Source organism: Carnobacterium sp. FSL E2-0243, assembly GCF_038003605.1.
Classification (GTDB): Bacteria; Bacillota; Bacilli; order Lactobacillales; family Carnobacteriaceae; genus Carnobacterium; species Carnobacterium maltaromaticum.
Genome location: NZ_JBBOPM010000001.1, coordinates 1,150,943 through 1,171,835 on the forward strand (window position 1 = coordinate 1,150,943; position 20,893 = coordinate 1,171,835).

The 20,893-nt window shown below is 34.5% G+C and carries 23 protein-coding genes; 18 read left to right on the forward strand and 5 right to left on the reverse strand.

Translation table 11 applies throughout. The annotated features are described in order from the left end of the window. The first annotated feature begins 44 nt into the window (after window positions 1-44). The 11 genes from MHI00_RS05400 to MHI00_RS05450 all read left to right on the forward strand — a co-directional run bounded on the left by MHI00_RS05400 (window position 45) and on the right by MHI00_RS05450 (window position 9,930). Window positions 45-1,154, forward strand: coding sequence for a glycerate kinase (locus MHI00_RS05400; protein WP_231857810.1), 1,110 nt, complete (start codon window positions 45-47; stop codon window positions 1,152-1,154). A 114-nt stretch (window positions 1,155-1,268) separates the two neighbouring features. Next, on the forward strand, window positions 1,269-1,997 hold the full coding sequence (locus MHI00_RS05405) for a GntR family transcriptional regulator (RefSeq protein ID WP_010054696.1): 729 nt from the start codon (window positions 1,269-1,271) through the stop codon (window positions 1,995-1,997). A gap of 192 nt (window positions 1,998-2,189) precedes the next feature. Further along, window positions 2,190-2,615, forward strand: a complete 426-nt coding sequence (gene agaF, locus MHI00_RS05410; protein WP_015077020.1) for a PTS galactosamine/N-acetylgalactosamine transporter subunit IIA — start codon at window positions 2,190-2,192, stop codon at window positions 2,613-2,615. A gap of 22 nt (window positions 2,616-2,637) precedes the next feature. Continuing rightward, entirely contained in the window at window positions 2,638-3,810 is a 1,173-nt protein-coding gene (gene agaS / locus MHI00_RS05415) for a tagatose-6-phosphate ketose isomerase (protein WP_341111764.1), read from the forward strand. Window positions 3,811-3,836: 26 nt separating this feature from the next. Continuing rightward, a complete protein-coding gene (agaV, locus tag MHI00_RS05420; RefSeq protein WP_015077018.1) occupies window positions 3,837-4,331 on the forward strand; it encodes a PTS N-acetylgalactosamine transporter subunit IIB in 495 nt (164 codons plus the stop codon). Between the two features lie 511 nt (window positions 4,332-4,842). After that, window positions 4,843-5,637, forward strand: coding sequence for a PTS N-acetylgalactosamine transporter subunit IIC (agaW, locus tag MHI00_RS05425; RefSeq protein ID WP_010054701.1), 795 nt, complete (start codon window positions 4,843-4,845; stop codon window positions 5,635-5,637). Continuing rightward, window positions 5,627-6,475 (forward strand): PTS system mannose/fructose/sorbose family transporter subunit IID, encoded by an 849-nt coding sequence (locus MHI00_RS05430; protein ID WP_035065791.1) that lies wholly within the window; start codon window positions 5,627-5,629, stop codon window positions 6,473-6,475. The genes agaW and MHI00_RS05430 overlap by 11 nt, the downstream gene beginning before the upstream one ends. Window positions 6,476-6,508: 33 nt before the next feature. After that, on the forward strand, window positions 6,509-7,678 hold the full coding sequence (nagA, locus tag MHI00_RS05435) for an N-acetylglucosamine-6-phosphate deacetylase (protein WP_341111769.1): 1,170 nt from the start codon (window positions 6,509-6,511) through the stop codon (window positions 7,676-7,678). Further along, window positions 7,679-8,614: a tagatose-6-phosphate kinase gene (lacC, locus tag MHI00_RS05440; protein ID WP_341111772.1), complete on the forward strand. Its 936-nt coding sequence runs from the start codon at window positions 7,679-7,681 to the stop codon at window positions 8,612-8,614. Window positions 8,615-8,638: 24 nt separating this feature from the next. After that, window positions 8,639-9,631 (forward strand): tagatose-bisphosphate aldolase, encoded by a 993-nt coding sequence (gene lacD, locus MHI00_RS05445; RefSeq protein WP_187958084.1) that lies wholly within the window; start codon window positions 8,639-8,641, stop codon window positions 9,629-9,631. 143 nt (window positions 9,632-9,774) lie between these two features. Further along, entirely contained in the window at window positions 9,775-9,930 is a 156-nt protein-coding gene (locus MHI00_RS05450) for a hypothetical protein (RefSeq protein ID WP_010054707.1), read from the forward strand. A gap of 321 nt (window positions 9,931-10,251) precedes the next feature. Here MHI00_RS05450 and MHI00_RS05455 read toward each other — a convergent pair whose 3' ends face one another. Next, window positions 10,252-11,187, reverse strand: coding sequence for a DMT family transporter (locus MHI00_RS05455; RefSeq protein WP_135055942.1), 936 nt, complete (start codon window positions 11,185-11,187; stop codon window positions 10,252-10,254). Between the two features lie 127 nt (window positions 11,188-11,314). On the opposite strand from MHI00_RS05455, the gene MHI00_RS05460 reads away from it, so the two are divergent. Then, window positions 11,315-11,878, forward strand: coding sequence for a helix-turn-helix domain-containing protein (locus MHI00_RS05460; protein ID WP_015077011.1), 564 nt, complete (start codon window positions 11,315-11,317; stop codon window positions 11,876-11,878). 91 nt (window positions 11,879-11,969) lie between these two features. Beyond that, window positions 11,970-13,253 (forward strand): helix-turn-helix domain-containing protein, encoded by a 1,284-nt coding sequence (locus tag MHI00_RS05465; RefSeq protein ID WP_201735379.1) that lies wholly within the window; start codon window positions 11,970-11,972, stop codon window positions 13,251-13,253. Window positions 13,254-13,281: 28 nt separating this feature from the next. Here MHI00_RS05465 and MHI00_RS05470 read toward each other — a convergent pair whose 3' ends face one another. Together MHI00_RS05470 and MHI00_RS05475 are read right to left on the reverse strand one after the other, a co-directional pair. Then, a complete protein-coding gene (locus tag MHI00_RS05470; protein WP_341111787.1) occupies window positions 13,282-14,094 on the reverse strand; it encodes an aminoglycoside N(3)-acetyltransferase in 813 nt (270 codons plus the stop codon). A 72-nt stretch (window positions 14,095-14,166) separates the two neighbouring features. Further along, on the reverse strand, window positions 14,167-15,606 hold the full coding sequence (locus MHI00_RS05475; RefSeq protein WP_341111790.1) for a glycoside hydrolase family 1 protein: 1,440 nt from the start codon (window positions 15,604-15,606) through the stop codon (window positions 14,167-14,169). Between the two features lie 211 nt (window positions 15,607-15,817). Between MHI00_RS05475 and MHI00_RS05480 the strand changes: the two genes are divergently transcribed. Beyond that, window positions 15,818-16,240, forward strand: coding sequence for a putative immunity protein (locus MHI00_RS05480; protein ID WP_341111793.1), 423 nt, complete (start codon window positions 15,818-15,820; stop codon window positions 16,238-16,240). Window positions 16,241-16,318: 78 nt separating this feature from the next. Here the strand turns inward: MHI00_RS05480 and MHI00_RS05485 are convergent, their stop codons facing one another. Beyond that, window positions 16,319-16,681, reverse strand: coding sequence for an iron chaperone (locus MHI00_RS05485; protein ID WP_010054722.1), 363 nt, complete (start codon window positions 16,679-16,681; stop codon window positions 16,319-16,321). Window positions 16,682-16,880: 199 nt separating this feature from the next. Here MHI00_RS05485 and MHI00_RS05490 point away from each other — a divergent pair, with 199 nt between their 5' ends. The 4 genes from MHI00_RS05490 to fabI all read left to right on the forward strand — a co-directional run bounded on the left by MHI00_RS05490 (window position 16,881) and on the right by fabI (window position 19,610). After that, the gene (locus MHI00_RS05490) at window positions 16,881-17,222 is read left to right on the forward strand and encodes an ArsR/SmtB family transcription factor (RefSeq protein ID WP_010054725.1); all 342 of its coding nucleotides are present in this window, start codon (window positions 16,881-16,883) and stop codon (window positions 17,220-17,222) included. Window positions 17,223-17,602: 380 nt separating this feature from the next. Then, complete coding sequence (locus tag MHI00_RS05495; protein ID WP_029452091.1) at window positions 17,603-17,782, forward strand: hypothetical protein; 180 nt, start codon at window positions 17,603-17,605, stop codon at window positions 17,780-17,782. A gap of 544 nt (window positions 17,783-18,326) precedes the next feature. Further along, window positions 18,327-18,626: a hypothetical protein gene (locus MHI00_RS05500; RefSeq protein WP_010054726.1), complete on the forward strand. Its 300-nt coding sequence runs from the start codon at window positions 18,327-18,329 to the stop codon at window positions 18,624-18,626. A gap of 225 nt (window positions 18,627-18,851) precedes the next feature. Next, entirely contained in the window at window positions 18,852-19,610 is a 759-nt protein-coding gene (gene fabI / locus MHI00_RS05505) for an enoyl-ACP reductase FabI (RefSeq protein ID WP_010054727.1), read from the forward strand. A gap of 47 nt (window positions 19,611-19,657) precedes the next feature. Here the strand turns inward: fabI and MHI00_RS05510 are convergent, their stop codons facing one another. Further along, window positions 19,658-20,677 carry a lysylphosphatidylglycerol synthase transmembrane domain-containing protein gene (locus MHI00_RS05510; protein ID WP_010051827.1) on the reverse strand — a complete coding sequence of 340 codons (1,020 nt, stop codon included), beginning with the start codon at window positions 20,675-20,677 and terminating at the stop codon, window positions 19,658-19,660. Between the last annotated feature and the right edge of the window lie 216 nt (window positions 20,678-20,893).

The following is a 20,893-nucleotide window of genomic DNA, read 5'->3' on the forward strand; positions in this document are numbered from 1 at the left end:
GAGCAAGTGAATCAAGTTGAAGGGTGGAAACTCAATTGAAAGTAGTGATTGCGATTGATTCAATGAAAGGTTCTTTAACAAGTAGTGAAGCAAATCAGATTGTGGCAACTGTATTTAAAGCAGCTGGTTATGAAGTTGAGCAAGTAGCAATTGCAGATGGCGGTGAAGGGACCGTTGAAGCCTATTTAACCAATCAAGAGGGCGAATGGATTGAAGTGGAAACGCTAGACCCTCTGGGTGAAATCTGCAAAAGTTTTTATGGCTGGTATCCGGGGAAAAAGGAAGCTGTTATTGAAGTTGCTGCTAGTTCTGGACTTGGACTTATCCAAAATAGAAAACACAATCATCCTAGTCAAACAAGTAGTTTTGGAACAGGTCAGTTGATTTTGTCAGCAATGGATAAAGGGGCAAAATCAATTGTGATTGGTTTAGGTGGAAGTGGAACTATTGATGGTGGGATTGGAATTTTAAAAGCTTTGGGTGTCGAATTTTTTGATGAAAATGGGCTAGAATTAGCAGGTATAGGTAATGATTTAGCAAAAATTAAACGAATTGATAGGAATAAAATGGACCAACGTTTGAAAACGATTGAGATTACTGTGGCTTCAGATGTCAGCAATCCCCTAACTGGTTCTGAAGGTGCGGTTGCTATTTTTGGGGAACAAAAAGGATTAAGGTCTTCTGAATTAGCAAGTTATGATCAAGCAATGGCCAATTTTCTTAAAATAGCCACAGGTAATTCTATCTCTAGTTTAGGGGATGGTGCGGCAGGTGGTATGGGCTTTGCACTACGTCACTTTCTGAACGCTAAAGTAATCCCAGGCTTTACTTTAATCGCTGCTGAAAATGAGTTAGCAGCTAAAATTAAGATAGCTGATTTGGTGATTACTGGCGAAGGCCAGATTGATCAACAAAGTTTATATGGCAAAGTTCCGGTAGCAATTGCTAAATTAGCAAAAAAGAACAATATCCCTGTGATTGCCTTTGTTGGATCGATTAAGGGGGATATGACTGAAGCTTATCAAGCCGGTATTTCTGAAATTATTCCAATTGTTCAATCTGTTTCTACTTTAGAAAATGCGTTAAAGAATGCTTCTGAAAATCTAGAAAAAAGTGTGAAACAGACAGTTAAGTTGTTGCATTTATTTAATTAATCTAGTGTCATTTTTATCTATCTCTTGACTTGTTCCATTAGAAAGTTTATATTAACTAAAAGTGGTAGTTACCAGTTTTAGGAGCTACACGATTAAACTATAGGAGCGATAGTCATGATAAATAAAAATAGTTCAGTACCACTATACGATCAATTGGTCGATATTTTAGTCAATGAAATTAATACAAAGCTAAAAACGAATGAAAAAATGATGTCCGAAAGAGAAATTTGCCAAAAATATGATGTTAGCCGTACGACAGTAAGATTAGCTTTATCTGAATTAGAAAATATGGGCTATATTTATAAACGTCATGGCAAGGGAACCTTTGTAGCGGCGTTAAGTCAAGGAAAGCAAAATTTAATGGATAACTATAGCTTCACTGACCAAATGCGCGAAAGTGGAAAAGCGCCTCAAACAAAAGTCCTTTTTTTTAAAATTGTATTAAGCAATCAGTATATCAGCGATAAAATGGGCGTTGATTTAGGAACGGAAGTCTATCGATTGAAACGTTTACGGTTAGCAGATGGTATTCCAATGATGGTTGAAACGAGTTATATTCCAGTCAAAGAGTTTCAAGGATTAGAAGAAAGTCGAATTGCTAAGAAACCCTTGTATGAGATTTTTAAAGAAGATTACAATGAATTGGTTAAGGTCGCAGATGAAGAATTTTCGGCTAGTTTATTAACGGATAAAGAGGCACTCTTATTAGAAAGTGAAGATGATGGAGCGTGTTTAAGGCTAAAAAGAACAAGTTACAATAAAGCTAATATTGTGATTGAATTTACGTTAAGTACGGCTCGCAGCGATCAATTTGTATACAAAGTTCGTCATATTCAACAATGAAAAATAAAAAGTTTGTTTACTTCTAGCCTAGTAGGAGTAAGCAAACTTTTTATTTTTGAGCTTATAAGTGATTATTTATAAATTTTACTTGACTTTTTAATCTAAGAACAGTATATTTTAGTTAACTGGTAGTTACCAGTAGTAACCAGTTGTTTTTCTTGTTAAATAAATGACTAGAAAGGAGCGAATGGAATGATTGGAATGATCTTATGTGGGCATGGTAATTTTGCGTCTGGTATGTATTCCGCCATTAAACTAATTGCTGGTGAACAAGAGGATTTTGCAACCGTTGATTTTAGTGCTGGAATGAGTTCCGAAGAGTTAAAAGAACAGCTTTTAGTTCAAATTGCTAAAACAGAAAACGGTAATGGTGTTGTGATTTTTACAGATATACCTGGTGGAACCCCTTTTAATCAAGCTGTTTTATTATCAACTGAAAATGAAAGCGTTAAAATTGTGTCTGGAACAAATTTGCCATTATTGCTTGAAAGTTCTTTTAAGCGAGACCTCAGTTTAACAGAATTTGTCTCTCAGGCATTAAAATCTGGTGCTGAAGGATTGAAAACATTTAAAATTAAAGAAACTGAACCGATAAGAGAAGATAGTTTTGGCATTTAATGATGAAAAGGAGCTGAGCCAAATGTATGAACTGACAACTGAGGAACTAACACAATTAGGTGCTGTGATTACAGCCAATGAAATTAAGCAACAACCTGAACTATGGCAAGAAGCTTTTGAAAATTATCGAAGTAAAGAGAATGAAATCAATCGTTTTCTAACTGATTTAAGTAATCAGTTTCAACAAATACGTGTTATTTTTACTGGAGCAGGAACATCAGCTTATGTAGGAGATACTGTCTTGCCTTATTTAAAAGGGCAGTTAAATGGAAAAAAATGGGATTTAATGAGTATTCCAACAACAGATTTAGTGTCTAACCCAGAGTCTTTTTTTGCTAATGAAATACCAACATTATTAGTTTCCTTTGCTAGAAGTGGCAATAGTCCAGAAAGTCTTGCCGCAGTATCATTAGGGAAACAGCTAGTAAAAGATTTTTATCAAGTAACGATTACATGTGCTTTTGATGGGAAATTAGCCAATCAGGCAGAAGGAGATGCAAAAAATTTACTTTTATTGATGCCTGAAAAAGCGAATGATAAAGGCTTTGCTATGACGGGTAGCTACTCATGTATGACTTTAACAGCTTTACTGGTTTTCGATTTAACTTCATTTTCCCAAAAAGCTAAATGGATTGAACAGCTTAAAGTCATGGGAGAAGATGTCTTACAACGTTCTACTGAAATTCAAAAAATAATTGATTTAGATTTTAATCGGGTCATTTATTTAGGGTCAGGAAGCTTAGCAGGTATGACTCGTGAAGCGCAATTGAAGATTCTTGAATTGACAGCTGGCCAGATTGCTACGGTATTTGATTCATCATTGGGATTTCGCCATGGTCCAAAATCATTTGTTAATGAGCAAACACTAGTTTTTGTTTTCACCTCAAATGACCCTTATACAAGACAATATGATCTCGATATTTTAAATGAATTAAAGCAAGATCAAATTGCTTGTTATGTTAGTGGTTTGTCTGTTGCTGGAGAAACCAATTTTGGTGGGAATAATTTTACTTTTTTAGGAAATGGCAAGGATATACCAGATGCTTATCTAGTCTTGCCCTATATTATTTTTGCTCAAACAATTGCTGTTCTATCTGCAATTAAAGTTGGCAATCAACCAGATACACCTTCACCAACTGGAACCGTTAATCGTGTGGTCAAAGGTGTAGAGATTTATCCTTATCAAGTAGATTAACTATATAAAGTTAAGGAGGAGAAAAAATGACTAAACCAAATATTTTATTAACTAGAATTGATAATCGACTTGTTCATGGGCAAGTTGGGATGACATGGACCAACACGTTAGGTGCAAATTTAGTTGTAGTAGCAAATGATGAAGTAGCTACAGATTCGGTTCAGCAAAATTTAATGGATATGGTTTTACCAGAAACGGTTCAGATTCGTTTCTTTACCCTAGAAAAAACAATTCGAATTATTGGTAAAGCTGCGCCGCATCAAAAAATTTTACTTGTAGTTAAAACACCAGAAGATGCATTGACTTTAGTTGAAGGCGGGGTTCCGATTGAGTTCTTAAATATTGGAAATCTACATTTTTCAGAAGGGAAACAACAATTGTCTTCGACGGTTTCAGTTGATAAAAATGATGTAGAAACATTTAGAAAATTAAATCAGTTAGGTGTCAAAATGGAAGTTAAAGGAATCCCTAGTGAGAGAGGTCAAGATTTAATGAATTTACTGAAAGAAGCGACATTTTAAACTTTTTATTGAGGCCAGTTCTTATGAGCCAACTCTTCGAGAAAAAGATAAAAATTCGAGAGGACAAAAAAACGTCCTATCAATTTTTTCTATTTTCTTGTCAGAGCTAACGGGCTCAACAAACTTTTTATTGAGGCTAGTTCTTATGAGCCAGTCCTTCGGAAAAAAGATGAAATTTCGAGGTGGCAAGAAGCGCCACATCAAATTTCCCTATTTTTCTGCCAGGCCTAACCGGCTCAACAAACTTTTTATTAGGCTAGTTCTTATGAGCCAGTCCTTCGGAAAAAAGACGAAATTTCGAAGTGGCAAGAAGCGCCACATCAAATTTCCCTATTTTTCTGCCAGGCCTAAACGGCTCAATAAACTTTTTATTTAGGCCAGTTCTTATGAGCCAACTCTTCGAAAAGAAGAAAAAATTCCCCCAAAGTAAAAAGATACTTTGTGCGTATTCTTCTATCTTTTTGTCAGAGCTAAACGGCTCAACAAACTTTTTATCCGAGGAGGAAAAAAAATGCTAACACAGGCATTGTTAATTGGTATTTGGGCAGGAATTGCTGGAATTGATTTATTTAATGGATTGACACATATTCATAGACCTTTAGTAACTGGAGCGGTTGTTGGACTTATTCTAGGTGATTTTAAAACAGGTTTAATGGCTGGTGCTACACTGGAATTGGTTTGGGCTGGTATGGTTCCCCTTGCTGGTGCTCAACCGCCAAATGTTGTTATTGGTGGAATAATTGGAACCGCTTTTGCTATTTTAACGAAACAAGATCCTAAGGTTGCTGTTGGAATTGCTGTACCATTTGCAGTTGCAGCACAAGGTTGTGTGACATTATTGTTCACAGCATATTCTCCAGTCATGCATAAAATGGATGACTATGCAGCTAAGGCAGACACGAAGTCTATTGATCGTCTAACCTATATGGGACCACTTATTCTCTTTGTTTTCTACTTCATTATTTCTTTTTTACCTATTTACTTTGGTGCAGATCAAGCTGGAAAAATTGTGGAACTTTTACCAACATGGCTCATTGGTGGTTTAGGTGTTGCCGGAGGAATCATGCCGGCTGTCGGATTTGCTATGCTACTGAAAATCATGTTCAAATGGACATATGCTCCATTTTTTGCAATCGGCTTCGTAGCTGCAGCATATGGTAAACTTCCAATTTTAGCTATTGCGATTATCGGGATTTCGTTTGCAGCCTATGATTATTTTATCGGCAATAAATCAGATGGAGAAAGTGGCAACCACAAAATTAAGGTATTGAATGATGAAGAGGAGGACTATAGCAATGGCATCTAATGAAAGCATCGAAAAGGTTGATTTAATTAGTAATGACTACAAAGACCCAACTGTCACTAAGGTGATTACCAAAAAAGATTTAAATAAAATGGTTTGGCGTTCGCTATTGTTGCAAGCTTCGTTTAACTATGAGCGGATGCAAGGTGGGGGCTGGACCTACAGTCTGATTCCTGGGTTAAAGAAAATTCATAAAAATGAAGAAGATTTATCCTCTTCGTTGCTCGATCATATGCAATTTTTTAATACCCATCCTTTTTTAGTTACCTTTATTCAAGGCATTATTTTAGCGATGGAAGAAAATAAAGAAAAACGTGATACGATTCGTGGGATTAAGGTCGCGATGATGGGTCCCTTAGGTGGAATTGGAGATGCTTTATTCTGGCTCACTTTATTGCCGATTACCGCTGGAATTGGGGCGGCTTTATCAAGTGATGGAAATCCCGTTGGACCTATTTTATTTTTAGTCGTTTTTAATGTGGTTCATTTTGGCTTACTGTTTTTCTTAATGCACTACGGTTATAACACTGGAACAAAAGCGATTGCTTCTTTAAAAGAGGGGACTAAAAAGATTTCGAGAGCTGCATCAATCGTTGGGTTAACGGTCATTGGTGCATTGGTTGCAACCTATATTAATTTTAATTTAGGCTTAACGATTCACGCGGGCGAAATCAAAGTTAATTTACAAGAAGGTGTCATTGATCAAATTATGCCAAAATTATTGCCTTTACTTTATACATTCTTTTGTTATTGGATGTTAAAAAAAGGCAAATCGCCTTTATTATTAATCGGCATTACTGTAATTGTTGGTGTTTTAGGTAGTTTTATTGGTTTATTTTAAGAATTAATTAGTGAAAATTAAGGGATGAGACAAATGGATAAAGTAATTTATGCAGAAAAATTCTTTTTAGCCAGTGGCATGACTGGATCGGGTTATCTAAAGATAAATGAAAGTAAATTTGGTGAATTTTCTAAAGAGTTGCCTAAAGGGGAATATCAGTTACTTGATTATGCAACAAGTTGGATTGCTCCTGGATTAGTGGATACACATATTCATGGCTTACTTGGGCATGATGTTATGGATAATGATTTTGCTGGAATTAAGGCTATTTCAACGGGGCTCCTTGCTTGTGGGGTGACTTCATTTTTACCAACGACATTAACTGATTCAACAGAGCGATTGGATAAAGTCGTAGAAACAATTGGAAAACACCACAGGGAAGTTGCTGGTGCTAGAATTCAAGGGATTTTTTTGGAAGGTCCCTTTTTTACAGAAAAACATAAAGGTGCTCAAAATACAGCTTATTTTTCAGATCCTTTAATTGAAAAATTAGAAAAATGGCAAAAATTATCAGGTGGGCTAATCAAGAAAATTGCACTTGCTCCTGAACGAAAAGGTAGTGCTGAATTTATTCAATATGCGACTAGTAAAGGGATTAAAGTAGCATTAGCGCATAGTGATGCCAGTTACGAAGAGGCTAAAAATGCAGTTGACCACGGGGCGTCAATTTTTGTGCACACCTATAATGGGATGAGCCCGTTAAACCATCGAGAGCCAGGAATGGTTGGAGCAGCGCTAACACTAAAAGGTGTATTTAATGAATTAATTTGTGATGGACAACATGTTCATCCGGTGGCTGCGAAAATCTTAATGGATGTTCGAAGTCGAGAAGAAGTGGTCTTAATCACTGATTGTATGCGAGCGGGTAGCATGCCTGATGGTTCTTATACGCTAGGAGAATTTCCAGTAGAAGTTAAGCAAGGTGCAGCTCGTTTAAAAAATGGTAGTTTAGCTGGCAGTGTGCTCCAGTTGAAAGATGCCATAAAAAATGTTGTAGACTGGGAAATTGCAACACCGCTAGAGGCGATTCGAATGGCTAGTGCTATTCCTGCTGAAAGTGTTGGTATCGCGGATAAATGTGGGAAAATAGTGCCTGACGCTCCTGCTGATTTTATTGTATTATCAAAAACATTAGAATTAGAAGCGACTTATTTAGCGGGGGAGTTGCGCTATCAGAGCGATGATTTGAAAGGAAGAGCATAAATGATTTTAGCAGTAACAATGAATCCTTCAGTTGATATTTCTTATCAGCTAAGTGATTTTCAATTAAATGATGTCAATCGTTGTGATGAAATAAGTAAAACCGCTGGTGGAAAAGGATTAAATGTTGCGCGAGTGATCAAATTATTGCAAGGAAATGTCTTAGCAACAGGAATAATTGGTGGAACGCTTGGAACCTTTATTACACAAGAGTTAACTAAAAGTAAGATTCAACATGATTTTTTGAAGATTGAAAAAGAGTCGCGAAATTGCATTGCTTTGTTACATGCAGGTCAACAAACTGAGATTTTAGAAGCAGGTCCTACCTTAACGGAGGCAGAAGGTGAAGTTTTTTTGAACAAATTCACTGAGTTATTAGAAAAAGTGAAGCTTGTTACGATTTCAGGGAGTTTACCAAAGGGCTTATCTGCTAGTTTTTATCAACAGATGCTAGATATTGCAAATAAAAAAGGTGTCCCAATTGTGATGGATTGTTCTGGTTCTACTTTAGAAACTGTGCTGCAAAATCAGGCAAAACCGTTGTTGATTAAACCTAATTTAACTGAATTGAGCCAACTAGAAGGCCAGCTATTTTCTGAGAAGGATTACACTCAGCTAAAAGCGATTTTACAACAGGAGCGCTATCAAGGAATTGATTGGATTGTTGTTTCATTGGGGAAAGATGGGGCCTTCGTAAAATATAAGGAACAATTTTATCAAGTAAAGATTCCTAAAATTGACGTTGTCAATCCAGTTGGTTCAGGTGATGCAACAGTTGCTGGATTGGCAGTTGCTCTGGCTGAAAATAAATCGGTAGAAGATACCTTAAAAACAGCAATGACAGCAGGAATACTGAATACACTAGAAAATAAAACAGGCTGGATTGATTTAGCTTATTTTGATGATTATTATAAAAAAATAAAAGTTGAAAACTATTAAACAAATGTAAAGGAGTTTATTTAAATGAAAGTACTATCTAAAAACAAGCGTGAAGCCTTGGAACGATTATCAGATTCAAATGGAATCATTGGAGCTTTAGCTATTGATCAACGTGGTTCATTAAAGAAAATGATTGAAAAGGATAGCCCAAAAGAATTAGGTGATGCAGGGATTATTCAATTTAAAGAGCTAGTTTCAGAGGAACTAACGCCTTATGCTACAGCCATTTTATTAGATCCAGAATACGGTTTACCTGCTGCTAAAGTGCGAGATAGCGATGCTGGATTATTATTAGCTTATGAAAAAACAGGTTACGATGCAAATGAAGTTGGCCGCTTACCTGATTTATTGCCAGAGTGGTCTGTAAAGCGTTTAAAAGAAAATGGCGCCGATGCAATTAAATTTCTATTGTACTATGATGTAGATGAGGACCCGAAAATTAACCAGTTAAAACATGTTTTCATGGAAAGAGTTGGAGCTGAATGTTTAGCTGAAGATATACCTTTCTTCTTAGAGTTAGTCTCATATGATGCTGATAATTCAGATGTTACCAGTGCTGAATATGCAAAGATTAAGCCCCACAAAGTCATTGAAATGATGAAAGAGTTTTCTAAAGAAAATTACTGTGTGGATGTTTTGAAGATGGAAGTTCCAGTTAATATGAGTTTTGTTGAAGGTTATGGAGCGCAAGATGAAGCGCCTGTTTATACACAGGAAGAAGCCGCTGCTTATTTTAGAGAACAAAGTGCAGCAACACATTTACCTTTTATCTTTTTAAGTGCCGGAGTTAGTGCGGAATTATTTCAAGAAACATTAGTATTTGCAAAGCATGCAGGATCAAATTTTAATGGCGTATTATGTGGACGAGCTACTTGGAAAAATGGTGTAGCCCCTTATGCAAAAATGGGGGAAGAGGCGGCTAGAGAATGGTTGAAAACTGAAGGTAAGAAAAACAGTCAGGAACTAATGACAGTTCTAAAAGAAACAGCCCAACCATGGTTCACTAAAATAAAATAAAAATGGAGCAATCGAAGCTGTGAAAGTTATTTTACAGCTTTTTTTGTTGCATAAAAATAGGAGGGTTTTAATAAAATGTAGCTATTTTACTATTAATGGAGAGGATGATTTGTTATGATTAGAAATGAAATGGAGTTGTAGGGATGAGTTCAAATAAACAAAGAAAAAAAGATGCCAAGAATTTGAAAGAAAACACAGTTATTGCTAGAGGTACTAAGCGATGTGTTGAATGTGGCGAACCTGTAACAGATCCACGCAAAGGAACCGTTTGTGATGTGTGTTGGAAGCGTAAAGGTTAATCTGAAAATTAAATAGGTCAAAGATTTCTCCTTTTTGAACATTCTATGTAATGTCACAAAGAGGTTTTTTTGTGTTGTTTTAATTTGTCTGTTGGTAATAGATAGGGTGAAATAGCGGGGAGACCGATAGATTTTCCTGTTTTAAGGTATGATAGAGGTAGCTTTTGAAGGGTAGCGGTTTTAATCTAAGTACTATAAAACTAGTATTCCTAAGATAGGAATTAAAGCGTAAATTTTTAATTTAAACTCCTATAGACTCAAAAAATAAAGCCAAGCCTACATACGATAAAGTAGTAGCCTGTGCTTTATTACTTTTAAAAACTATCTTCGATTTGCGATACTGGTGATCAACATACCTAAAATAACTAAAATCATTCCAATCAAGGATAGTCCTTGTGGAAAGGGGCCATTTAAAATGATAACCTCCCCTAATATAGTGAAAATCATTGCTCCAGCTTGTGTGGATTCAACAGCAGCTAAAAGGGCCATATTACTTTTAGCCAAATCTGTGGCGACAAAAAATAATATTGTTGCGATTACTCCTGAGAAAATAGCTAATAATAAAATCTGTAAAAATTGTGGAGCTGTTGGAAGTCCAGTTTGTTGGTAGCCGAATAACGCTAAAAGCAATGCTACAGGAATACTGCTTAAAGCCATTCCTAATGTTCTTTGAAAAGTATCAAGTTTTCCCTGACAAACTTCCATCATTTTACGATTGCCTAATGGGTATAAAAAAGCGGCGACAACGACAGGAATAAATCCAAATAAAAAGTCTGAAAAAGTTAATTGATTGGCCTCTTTAACTTGCATTAAAATGACGCCTAGGAGAATAATTAATGAGAATCCTAAGCTTTTAAAAGGAATTTTTTGTCTGATTTTTTTTGTACTGCCGTTTGTATGAATCGATACATAAAATAATGGTGATAGTAAGGCTCCAGCTAAAATCGTAATTTGCCAAGTTCCAGATGTTAACCAAGAAGGGCTATATGCTGAAGCAAAACTCAATAGGGAATAAAAACCAACGCCACCACAGGTACCCCAAAGTAGCCAAGTTCCAATGTTCTTTTGCATTTCAGCTAGTAGTTCTTTTAGACCTTTACGACCAATAACCAGTAGTAGTAGAAACGGAATTGCAAATAAAAAGCGTAATGAAGCTGTCCAAGCCCAACTAGTTCCTCCTGTACTCATCACACGATTAATGATAAAAGTAGCAGAAAAAAAGAACGAAGCTAAGATTCCAACTAAAATTGCACGCATAAATAGTTCCTCTTTTCATAAAAAATTTTTCAACTTTGTCATCTTACTTTATAAAATGAAATAAGTCAATTATAATATGTGATTTAATCTGAAAAGTATAGTATAATATATTTAAAGAGGTGTTTTGATGACAAACCAATTAAATGAAAATGACCAAATGGTTCTATCTTTAGCGGGGAATCTTAAGCGTTTAAGAAAAGCCAATAAACTTAGCTTAGAGGGTTTGGCAGATCAAACAGGTGTGAGTAAATTAACGATTAATAAAATAGAACAAGGAAAAACGAATCCAACCATTGGGGTCTTATGGAAAATTGCCAATGGACTTGGTGTGACATTGATGGAACTTTTAGAAAGTGAAGAGGTTGTTCTTTTACGAGGAGATGAAAATTTCACTATTTTTTCAGATGATAATCAGTGGGCACTTGCTCCATTAGTGACTAACTTAAATAAAAGTGAGACATTTAGAGCAAGGTTAGCTCCAACAAGCATGTATACACCAGAATCGCATCCAAATGGCTCGAAAGAAGTGATTACGGTGTTAGAAGGTGAATTAACTTTAATCGTCGGGGGAACCACTTATTTATTAAAAAAATCTGATACGATACGCTTTGCAGCTAATCTCCCACATGTTTATCAAAATAATTCAGATCAACCTGTTGAATTACATTTGACGATGACTTCAGATTATTGATTGATGAAATGAAAAATTAGTCTTTTATCTTTGGATAACGAATATGATATAATAATACTGTTACATTATCCAGAATAAAAGAGGTGAAAGTATGACTCAGCTTTTAGGTGTGCGGATTGCTAATTTACGCAAGCAAAAAAAGCTATCAACTAAAAAATTGGCAACTGGGATTATTTCGATTTCTTATTTATCCAATATTGAAACGTGTAAGAAGATTCCTAGCCTTGAGACATTATTATTTTTAGCGGATCGTTTAAATGTTTCTCATCAACAGCTAGTTTTTGAAGAGGTTGGAAATTCAGACTTGGAAACACTTTTTATTGATCTTTTTAATTGTTTGGTGCGCAATCAAATGCTAGAAGCTAAGCAAAAATTAGATGAGATAGAGCATAACTATTCTATTCAAATGGAAAGCCCCATAGCTGAAATAAGTTATTACTTATTAGTCTGTATTTATCAACTAAAGTCTTGGCAATTTAACGAAGCCCAAGAAATTCGTGAGTTGTTTATTCATTCTTTTGCCAAATTGATTGATAAGAGTTTTTTACCTATTGAGTTACAACGGTACTATTATTTCTATGAAGGCTTGCGCTTAAATTTAGCAACCAGCTATTTAGAGTCAATAAATAGCTATCAAAAATACTTAGCTTTAGAACATTCAGATGCAAAGGTGAATGTAATGGTCGAAGGTTATATTGCGTTGAATTATATTTGTTTAAGTCAATATGAGAGTGCTTTAAAATTAATTGATTCTGCATTAGATAAAACTAAAAAACTTCCACTTAATCAGCAAGGTAATAAGATTCAATTACTCTATTTTAAAGGTTTTGTTTATTATTTTATTCAGTTTTATGACCATGCGGTAACAAGTCTAGAAGCGGCTTTAATTAGTTTAGAGGACTACCCAGAAATGGAAGCTGAATTTCGTTTAATTATTCATTATCGTTTAGTCTGCACTTTGCAGGAAATGAAAGCTGAGTCTGAAAAAGAAACCTATTTAGATGCATTTTATTTTAGTTTAATTGCAAAACTTCAATCCAATCGTCCTATTTTAAAGAATGAATATTTACCAATAGCTGAGTTATTTGTTTTATTTTCAGAAAAAGGTGAGCTAGAAAAAGCTGAATTGTTGTTGGCGACTTTAAATGGGCTAGAAGCAAGGCCACAAGAAATGGATTACTTTATCCAATTTGGTTCGGCTTTGTGTGCTATACATGCTGGCAATGAGAAAGCATATGTTGAACAAATTACCCAATTACTGAAAGTAATTCATCTATCTAATGATGATAGTTTTATTCAAAAGGTAAAAAAACAGGCTAGTAGTTATTTTGCTAAGCAACAAAAGTATAAAAAATCCTATGAAATCTTAAAGTAAAAAAACAGCTAAGATAAGCTGTTTTTTATTATTTTTGAGAATGATTTTTTAGCCATGATTCAGCAAAATCAACGGCTTTTTTTTGATTGAATAATTTTACTTTGCTATTGCCGACCGTTCCGTTAATGCACTTGTTTTCTGCTTCAAAATCTGTACCAATTGTTAGAAAATTGTCAGTAAATAATTCAATATCAGTATATTCGGTCCAAATTGTTTTGTCATTTTCAAGAATAGGAGCACCATATTTAATCGGTTTTACATCTGATTGACGATATTCAGCTAAATGAAACGAAGTATTATTTTCATAATTTACGCCTAGAAGTAAGATTTTTGCATCAGAAAATTGATAAATTTTCCCTAAAGGAGAGCACTCACCTAATCCATAGTTTAAAGAGTGATTCGCTAATATATCCGCCGCATATTGTCCCCATCCGCTAAAAGAAACTTGTGGATGGCTACTACGATAAACCTCAGGAAAAGAACGAAATGCTTCAGCAATAGCTCCCATACTCCGTGTTGGTGTATATTTGGGATGATAACCAGGCATAGTATCACGAATCGTTTGCCACCAACTTTCTGGTACTGGTGGATTGCCCCATCCTGAAGGGTCAGATAAATCGCCAGAATGAGCGGGCATAATCAAGGTGCCATTTTCACCAAGAACCTCAAATAGAGCTAAAATTACAGCAATAGCTCCACCTGAAACCCAGCCTATTGAACTTAGAGAGGAATGAACAGTTAGAATATCTCCTTTTTTTATACCTAAGTTCTTGAAATCAGTAACTAAGGAATCTTTTGTTATCGGGTGTGCTAGTTTTTGGATAGTATCTAATTCAGTCATTTTCTTTCCTTTCTTTTATCAAATTAAAATGCGCTAAAAGCGGAAAATCAGGCTTTTAGCGCATCATTCTTACTAGTTATTTGAACTTAAATCCATGCCATTTGAAGCAATGACTTGTTTGTACCAGTCAAAAGATTTTTTCTTGTAACGGTTTAAAGTTCCTTGACCATTATCATCTAAATCGACATAAATAAAACCGTAACGTTTTGCCATTTCACCAGTAGAAGCACTAACTAAATCAATACAGCCCCATGGTGTGTAAGCAAATAAATCAACTCCATCAAGTTCAACAGCTTTTTCCATTTCTGAGATATGTTTTTGTAAATAAGCAATTCGATAGTCGTCAGCAACATAAAAATCTGCATCTGGTTGATCGACAGCTCCTAAGCCATTTTCAGAAATATAAAGTGGAACTCCATAGCGACCGTATAAGTCACATAATGCAATCCGCAAACCGACTGGATCAATTTCCCAGCCCCATTCACTAGCTTCTAAGAATGGATTTTTGACTCCACCAAAGAAATTTCCTTCGGTAGTAGCATCTTGTGGTTCGATAGAGTTTGTAGCAGACATATAGTAACTAAATGAAAGATAATCTACGGTATGATTTTTAATCACTTCTAAATCACCTTCTGCGATATCTAGCGTGATATTGTTTTGTTCGAAGAATTTTAGCGCATAACTTGGATAGGTGCCACGAACTTGAACATCATTACAGAAATAGTTAAACATGCGATTTTTTTCAACGGTTGACATCACAGTATCTGGGTTTGAATCAATGCTATACATAGTTGCATAAATGCTCATACAGCCAACTTGAAGATCAGGATTGAGTTCGTGAGCAATTTTTACAGCTTTAGCGCTAGCCACAAATTGATTATGCAAAGCTTGGAAATTATTTTGTAAGGATTCATTGCGCATGGCTAAAGTAAAGAAAGAGCCCATTACACCAGTATTAATTTCGTTAAATGTCATCCAATATTTTACTTTGCTGTGGAAACGTTCTAAGATAGTTCGTGCATATTTTTCAAATAAAGTAATCAGTTCACGGTTTTTCCAACCGCCATAAGCTTTTACTAAGTTTAAAGGTGTTTCATAATGTGAAATAGTAATGGTTGGCTCAATATTGTATTTGAGACACTCATCAATTACGTTTTCATAATAAGCTAAACCCGCTTCATTTGGCGTCGCGTCGTCGCCATTTGGGAAAATACGTGCCCAAGAAATTGACATGCGAAAAGTTTTAAAACCCATTTCAGCAAATAGAGCAATATCTTCTTTGTAGCGATGATAAAAATCAATTCCTAAGTGATTCGGGTAGCTGTATTTAGTTTCATCGATTTCTAAGGGATAATCTTCAGAAGCTAGTAAAGCTCTACGTTCTTTTCCACCTGGCGAAACATCGGCAATGGTTAAACCTTTACCATCTTCTAAATAAGCGCCTTCAAATTGGTTGGCAGCGGTTGCACCACCCCATAGAAAGTCATCTCTAAAAATACTTTTTTTCGTCATTTTCTTGCTCCTCTCTTGTATCAGCGTTTTATTATTTAATTACACAAGTTCATTATACCTGTTTTAGGTCAGAAATCCCACCTTTTCAAGAGATATTTTTATAATAAAATCATGCTATTCTTTGATGGGAAATCCCCCAGTATGGATGAAACGACTTCGTATTGGTATACTGATAGTGAGTTGATCTTTGAATAGTTATGGGGGAGAGCAAATGGAGCAAAAAAACGATCGTGCTATCAAGCAAGAAATTCACAAGCTTGCAAAAAATGCAGATCATCAATTATTAGCTATTTGGGCAGCAGAATGTGCAGAGAGAGTTTTGCCTATTTTTAATGAGAATTATCAAGAGGATAGTCGGCCTAGCGAGGCTATTCGAGCAAATCGAAATTGGATTAAAGGTAAATGTACGGTAAGTGAAGCTAGAGCAGCAGCTTTTGCAGCACATGCAGCTGCGCGAGATGCAGTAGAGGATAATTGTTGTTATGCGGCAAGATCAGCAGGTCACGCGGCTGCAACTGTTCATGTAGCAACTCACGCAGTCTATGCTTCAGATTATGCTGCTAAAGCGAATCCAACCGAAAGAATCTGGGATTATCAGCGCTTAGTTGAATTACTACAAGAGGAGATCGTTTAGATTGCTTAAGCTAATTAATTTATTTCACCTAAATATAAAGGCAATTCCATCTGATTATAGGAATTGCCCTTATACTATCTATTTTAATTTATTTTCAGCAACACGAAAAAGAACGATTTCACGAACAAGCTCATAGGGGATGGGTTTATCAAATGGAAATTGAATGGCACCTTTTGACGTTTTATAGTCTTTTAAAGCTTCCTCAAAGGCTATAATCGCACTTGGTGTAGGATAAAAGCCAATATGTTTTTTCTGAGCAGCAAAATGAACTAAGTTGCCATTTAAGACAAAGGTAGGCATTTGATAACTTATTTTTTCACTACTTTCTGGAGCAGCTTCTTTTATGACTTTTCTAAGTTTTTTTAAGATTAATTGAATGTCTAGCGGAAATTGTGAAATATAGGCATCGATTGATTCGATTTTATCTTGACTTGGATTCATTTGAAAACCACCTTTTCAGATTAAATAACTTAAGAACAGTATACTATAAAATACATTTATTTGCTCTTTATTAGCTGTTCTAGTCAGATAAATTTATGGGATAGTTATTGACCTAAGGTAGAATTCCTTTATAATAAATAGGAAGAGCTTTTTAGCTTGTTAAACTAAATCAATTATTAAAAGACAGGGGAGATCAAGCATGGAAGAAAGCAATAAGATCGTTCAACCTGAAATTGTTCAGCGTGTTATGAATAAGTTACCAGAAGCAGATATCGTTGCAAAATTATCTGATTTTATCAAAGTTTTAGGAGATGGAACTCGGATTAAAATTATTTGGATTTTAGAGGAAAATGAGATGTGTGTCAATGATTTAGCAGTGGCTTTAAATATGTCACAATCGGCTGTATCTCATCAATTAAAAACTTTAAAAACAGCTAATGTAGTTAAATCGAAAAGAGAAGGAAAAAACATTTTTTATTCTCTATCCGATGATCACGTTAAAGATATTTTCTTAAAAACATTGGAACATATCCAAGAATAATAGGTTTTTAGTATAATTATAAAAAAACACCACGAGGACTTTTTAGTCTTAGTGGTGTTTTTTTTAGGCTGATTTTCTCATAAAAGATACTATATAATATGGATTTATTTGTATTTCATACTATTTAGATTAAAACTAGTTCGCAAAAATAATACGGATATGACTAAATTAGAGAGCTGAGTTTTTTAATCTAATCTTCTCAGGGAAAGTTTGCTGGGTATAAGGGGTAGTGTACCAATATTTATTAATGAAAATCTATCTAAAAGGTAGCTTAAATTCAGCAGATAGTCCGAAATAGCCTTAGGGCTAAAGCCCCATGACGTTGGTATCCTTGAATGGTAAACTAGCTTTATCAGATAATTATACGAGGAGAGATTGAGATGAGAGAGACACGTTCGGTTGTAATGACAATTTTATCTATAATTGGTTTTTTTGTAGTATTGGGGATTGCTATTAAGTTTTTGGGCTTGGCTTTAATTGTAGGATTTAAGTTTTTATTACCATTAGCTTTGGTTATTTTGTTGATTCAGGGTATTAGTAAAAAAACGAAAAATGCTTAATTAAATAACGAAGGGAAAACGAGTGAGAAGATTTTGTTTTCCTTTTTTTATTTTGTTAAATATTTAAAACCATGTTTTTAGTTAGTTTTTTGTGTTATACTTACTTGTGAAGAATTTATAAAAAGTTTTTTAGTTTAAAAAATAACGTTTTTAGTTAAATGTTTTTGGCTATTAAATGAACTATTTAAAGATTAATTTAGTCGAAGAGGAGTATTTATCTATCTATGTTTAGGTTCGATTTAATTGTTAATAAAAGCAACTATTTTAACTATTTTTAAATTTTTCTATTTAGCTTAGTTCTTATGAGCCACCTCCTCGAGAAAAAAATAAAAATTCGAGAGGACAAAAGCGTCCTATCAATTTTTCCTATTTTCTTGCCAAGGCCAGCTTCTATGAGTTAGCCTCTCGGAAGAAAGATGAAATTTCGAGGTGACAAAAAACGTCACATCAAATTTCCCTATTCTTCAGTCGAGCCTGAGCGAACTCAACGAGCTTTTGATGGAGTTAAACCGGCTCAACGAACTTTTTATATAGGGGGAAGAAAATGCAAAAAGATTACAGAACATTGGAGTATCGTCAGTTTGAAGAATTAAAAAACAGGGTAAAGTTAATTGATTTTTATTGGATGCGTTACAAGAGTCAACATCCTCAAAAGGATTATAGTGAAGAGGTATTGGATCATATTGAAGTGATTGAAGATTTTATTTATAAGAAGCGTTATGAGGAGCTAAGGCTAGTTAAAATAAATTTTCGCAGAACAAAGGTAAAGCTACCAGAAAAAAATTATCAAAAATTAAAACAATATAGTGAACTATCCAATCTATTGCAAAACTCTTTAAAATAAATCACAAACTACTTAAGCAAAAGCTTAAGTAGTTTTTTAGTATAACCTGAAAATAAAATGAGAAATAGTTAGGGATAGATAGTGAAAAAATAATAGAAAGGGTGTTGTGTTTCTTTGTATACAACGTTTATCTACAATGATAAATTCACAAAGTAATCATTTTTTTTAGCAAGAAGTTAAATTTATGTGTTATAATGGCTATAAATAAAAAGGATGTGAATAGTTTTGAATACATTGTTAAAAGATAAAAAAATTGTCATTATGGGTGTTGTAAATAAAGCGAGTATCGCTTGGGGTTGTGCTAAAGCAATGAATGATTGTGGAGCGACTGTTATTTATACGTACCAAAATGATCGTGTGAAAAAACAGCTTGAGAAACTAGTGGGAACAGAAGCAAACCTCGTTGAATGTGATGTAGCTACTGATGAACAAGTTGAAGAGGCTTTCAATCAAATTCATAAAACATATGGTACGATAGATGGTTTGGTCCATTCAATTGCATTTGCTCGTAAAGAAGAACTTGGTGGAAATGTTTTTGATTCTACTAGAGAAGGTTTTGCAATTGCTCACGATATTAGCTCTTATTCTTTATTATTAGTTTCTCGTTACGCAAGTAAAATCATGAATCCAGGTGGAAGCATTATTACAATGACTTATATTGGTTCTGAGCGCGCAATCGCCAATTATAATATTATGGGCTTGGCAAAAGCTTCATTAGAAGCAGCTGTCCGTTACTTGGCTTTAGATTTAGCAAAACAAGACATCCGTGTGAATGCTATTTCATCAGGAGCAATTAAAACACTAGCAGCTTCAGGTATTAAAGGCTTCAACGCTTTGTTAGATGAGCAAGCAGCCAGAACACCTTCAGGTAAGCAAGTTACAACTGAAGAAGTTGGAAATACAGCAGCATTCCTAATGAGTGATATGTCTCGAGGAATTGTTGGAGAAATTATTTATGTAGATAAAGGAACTCACATGACTTAAAAAGTCAAAAAAAAAGCGATTTGGTTAATTTAACCAAATCGCTTTTTTTAATCTTTTTCTAAAGGTTCACTTTTTTTAAATTTCAAAGCAAATGCACCTAAGAAAATACCTAGATAATAAGTGAAAATACGCCATAAGATCAGAGCAATCACTAGTTTTTCCTGATTTGCAATGAAACCACCAAAAAGTAAAGTAAAACTATACTCAGCACCCCCGGCACCCCCAGGAATTGGAAACATAGAGACAATCAGAACAATAAAGGCATGTAAACTAATAATTGTTAGAATACTAATATGACTGACACCTAAACTGAGTAATATAAAGTAAGGGACAATAAAATAGAAAAATAATTGAATTAGAGTTAGTAGACTGATTTCAAGTAGAAGTTTTTTCTCATTACGAATATAAACACTTTCTTCATAAAAAGCATCTATTTTTTCAACTAATCCTTCTTCCCAACGGGCAATTGTTTCTTGATCTTTAAATCTTTTTAGGCCTTTTAAAATCCAATGAATAATTGATTTTAGCCAGTTTGCTTTAAATGTAATCAATAGCAGAACAATTATTACGACTATATGAATTAATAAGCCAAATATAATTAACCCAGCTAGCTGACTAATTTGACTACTTAATGCTTGATAGCCAAATAGAACACAAATACCAAAAACAACAACAATCATACCTTGATAAACTACAAATTTCATCAATAATACAGAGCTTCCAACACCAATATCGACACCAGTTTTATTTAATGCTACTAATTGTGCTGGTTGTCCACCAGTAGAAAATGGTGTAATTGCGTTGAAAAAATCTTCAATTAAGGATACACGATAGGCATTGCTAAATTTATAACTTTTATAACGTCTACGCAGTAAACTTTGTATTATTTTCGCTTTGAATCCCCAATATACTAACATTGAGAGAAAAGCAACTAAAATCCAACCCCAATTTAGCTGTTGAAGCTCTCTCCAAACTTCGGTAAAAGATAATTTGCGAAATTCCCAAATAAAGATACCCACACCAATAGCTAAAACAATACCTAAAAAATATCTATTTTTTTTACTCATACAACATCTCCTTCAGCAGGCTCTTAGCCGAATAAAAAACTAAGAAACTTTGGCTATACAAGAGTATAGCTTGAGCCTTATAAGTATACCATTTTTTTTGTTGTTAGTTTAGTATTGTTTCTAATTATTAAAGTTTAGTTTATAGCTCTGAATGGATGAAAAGTATTCATTTTCAAAAAATTCTTAGCATAGTCCCTTTTTTTAAATTTTTTGAAG

Excerpts from the sequence above, each read along its gene's own strand:
- MHI00_RS05405 (WP_010054696.1), top strand. The coding sequence starts at position 1,269 with ATGATAAATAAAAATAGTTCAGTACCACTATACGATCAATTGGTCGAT.
- agaF (WP_015077020.1), top strand. The coding sequence starts at position 2,190 with ATGATTGGAATGATCTTATGTGGGCATGGTAATTTTGCGTCTGGTATG.
- agaS (WP_341111764.1), top strand. The coding sequence starts at position 2,638 with ATGTATGAACTGACAACTGAGGAACTAACACAATTAGGTGCTGTGATT.
- agaV (WP_015077018.1), top strand. The coding sequence starts at position 3,837 with ATGACTAAACCAAATATTTTATTAACTAGAATTGATAATCGACTTGTT.
- agaW (WP_010054701.1), top strand. The coding sequence starts at position 4,843 with ATGCTAACACAGGCATTGTTAATTGGTATTTGGGCAGGAATTGCTGGA.
- MHI00_RS05430 (WP_035065791.1), top strand. The coding sequence starts at position 5,627 with ATGGCATCTAATGAAAGCATCGAAAAGGTTGATTTAATTAGTAATGAC.
- nagA (WP_341111769.1), top strand. The coding sequence starts at position 6,509 with ATGGATAAAGTAATTTATGCAGAAAAATTCTTTTTAGCCAGTGGCATG.
- lacC (WP_341111772.1), top strand. The coding sequence starts at position 7,679 with ATGATTTTAGCAGTAACAATGAATCCTTCAGTTGATATTTCTTATCAG.
- lacD (WP_187958084.1), top strand. The coding sequence starts at position 8,639 with ATGAAAGTACTATCTAAAAACAAGCGTGAAGCCTTGGAACGATTATCA.
- MHI00_RS05450 (WP_010054707.1), top strand. The coding sequence starts at position 9,775 with ATGAGTTCAAATAAACAAAGAAAAAAAGATGCCAAGAATTTGAAAGAA.
- MHI00_RS05455 (WP_135055942.1), bottom strand. The coding sequence starts at position 11,187 with ATGCGTGCAATTTTAGTTGGAATCTTAGCTTCGTTCTTTTTTTCTGCT.
- MHI00_RS05460 (WP_015077011.1), top strand. The coding sequence starts at position 11,315 with ATGACAAACCAATTAAATGAAAATGACCAAATGGTTCTATCTTTAGCG.
- MHI00_RS05465 (WP_201735379.1), top strand. The coding sequence starts at position 11,970 with ATGACTCAGCTTTTAGGTGTGCGGATTGCTAATTTACGCAAGCAAAAA.
- MHI00_RS05470 (WP_341111787.1), bottom strand. The coding sequence starts at position 14,094 with ATGACTGAATTAGATACTATCCAAAAACTAGCACACCCGATAACAAAA.
- MHI00_RS05475 (WP_341111790.1), bottom strand. The coding sequence starts at position 15,606 with ATGACGAAAAAAAGTATTTTTAGAGATGACTTTCTATGGGGTGGTGCA.
- MHI00_RS05480 (WP_341111793.1), top strand. The coding sequence starts at position 15,818 with ATGGAGCAAAAAAACGATCGTGCTATCAAGCAAGAAATTCACAAGCTT.
- MHI00_RS05485 (WP_010054722.1), bottom strand. The coding sequence starts at position 16,681 with ATGAATCCAAGTCAAGATAAAATCGAATCAATCGATGCCTATATTTCA.
- MHI00_RS05490 (WP_010054725.1), top strand. The coding sequence starts at position 16,881 with ATGGAAGAAAGCAATAAGATCGTTCAACCTGAAATTGTTCAGCGTGTT.
- MHI00_RS05495 (WP_029452091.1), top strand. The coding sequence starts at position 17,603 with ATGAGAGAGACACGTTCGGTTGTAATGACAATTTTATCTATAATTGGT.
- MHI00_RS05500 (WP_010054726.1), top strand. The coding sequence starts at position 18,327 with ATGCAAAAAGATTACAGAACATTGGAGTATCGTCAGTTTGAAGAATTA.
- MHI00_RS05510 (WP_010051827.1), bottom strand. The coding sequence starts at position 20,677 with ATGAGTAAAAAAAATAGATATTTTTTAGGTATTGTTTTAGCTATTGGT.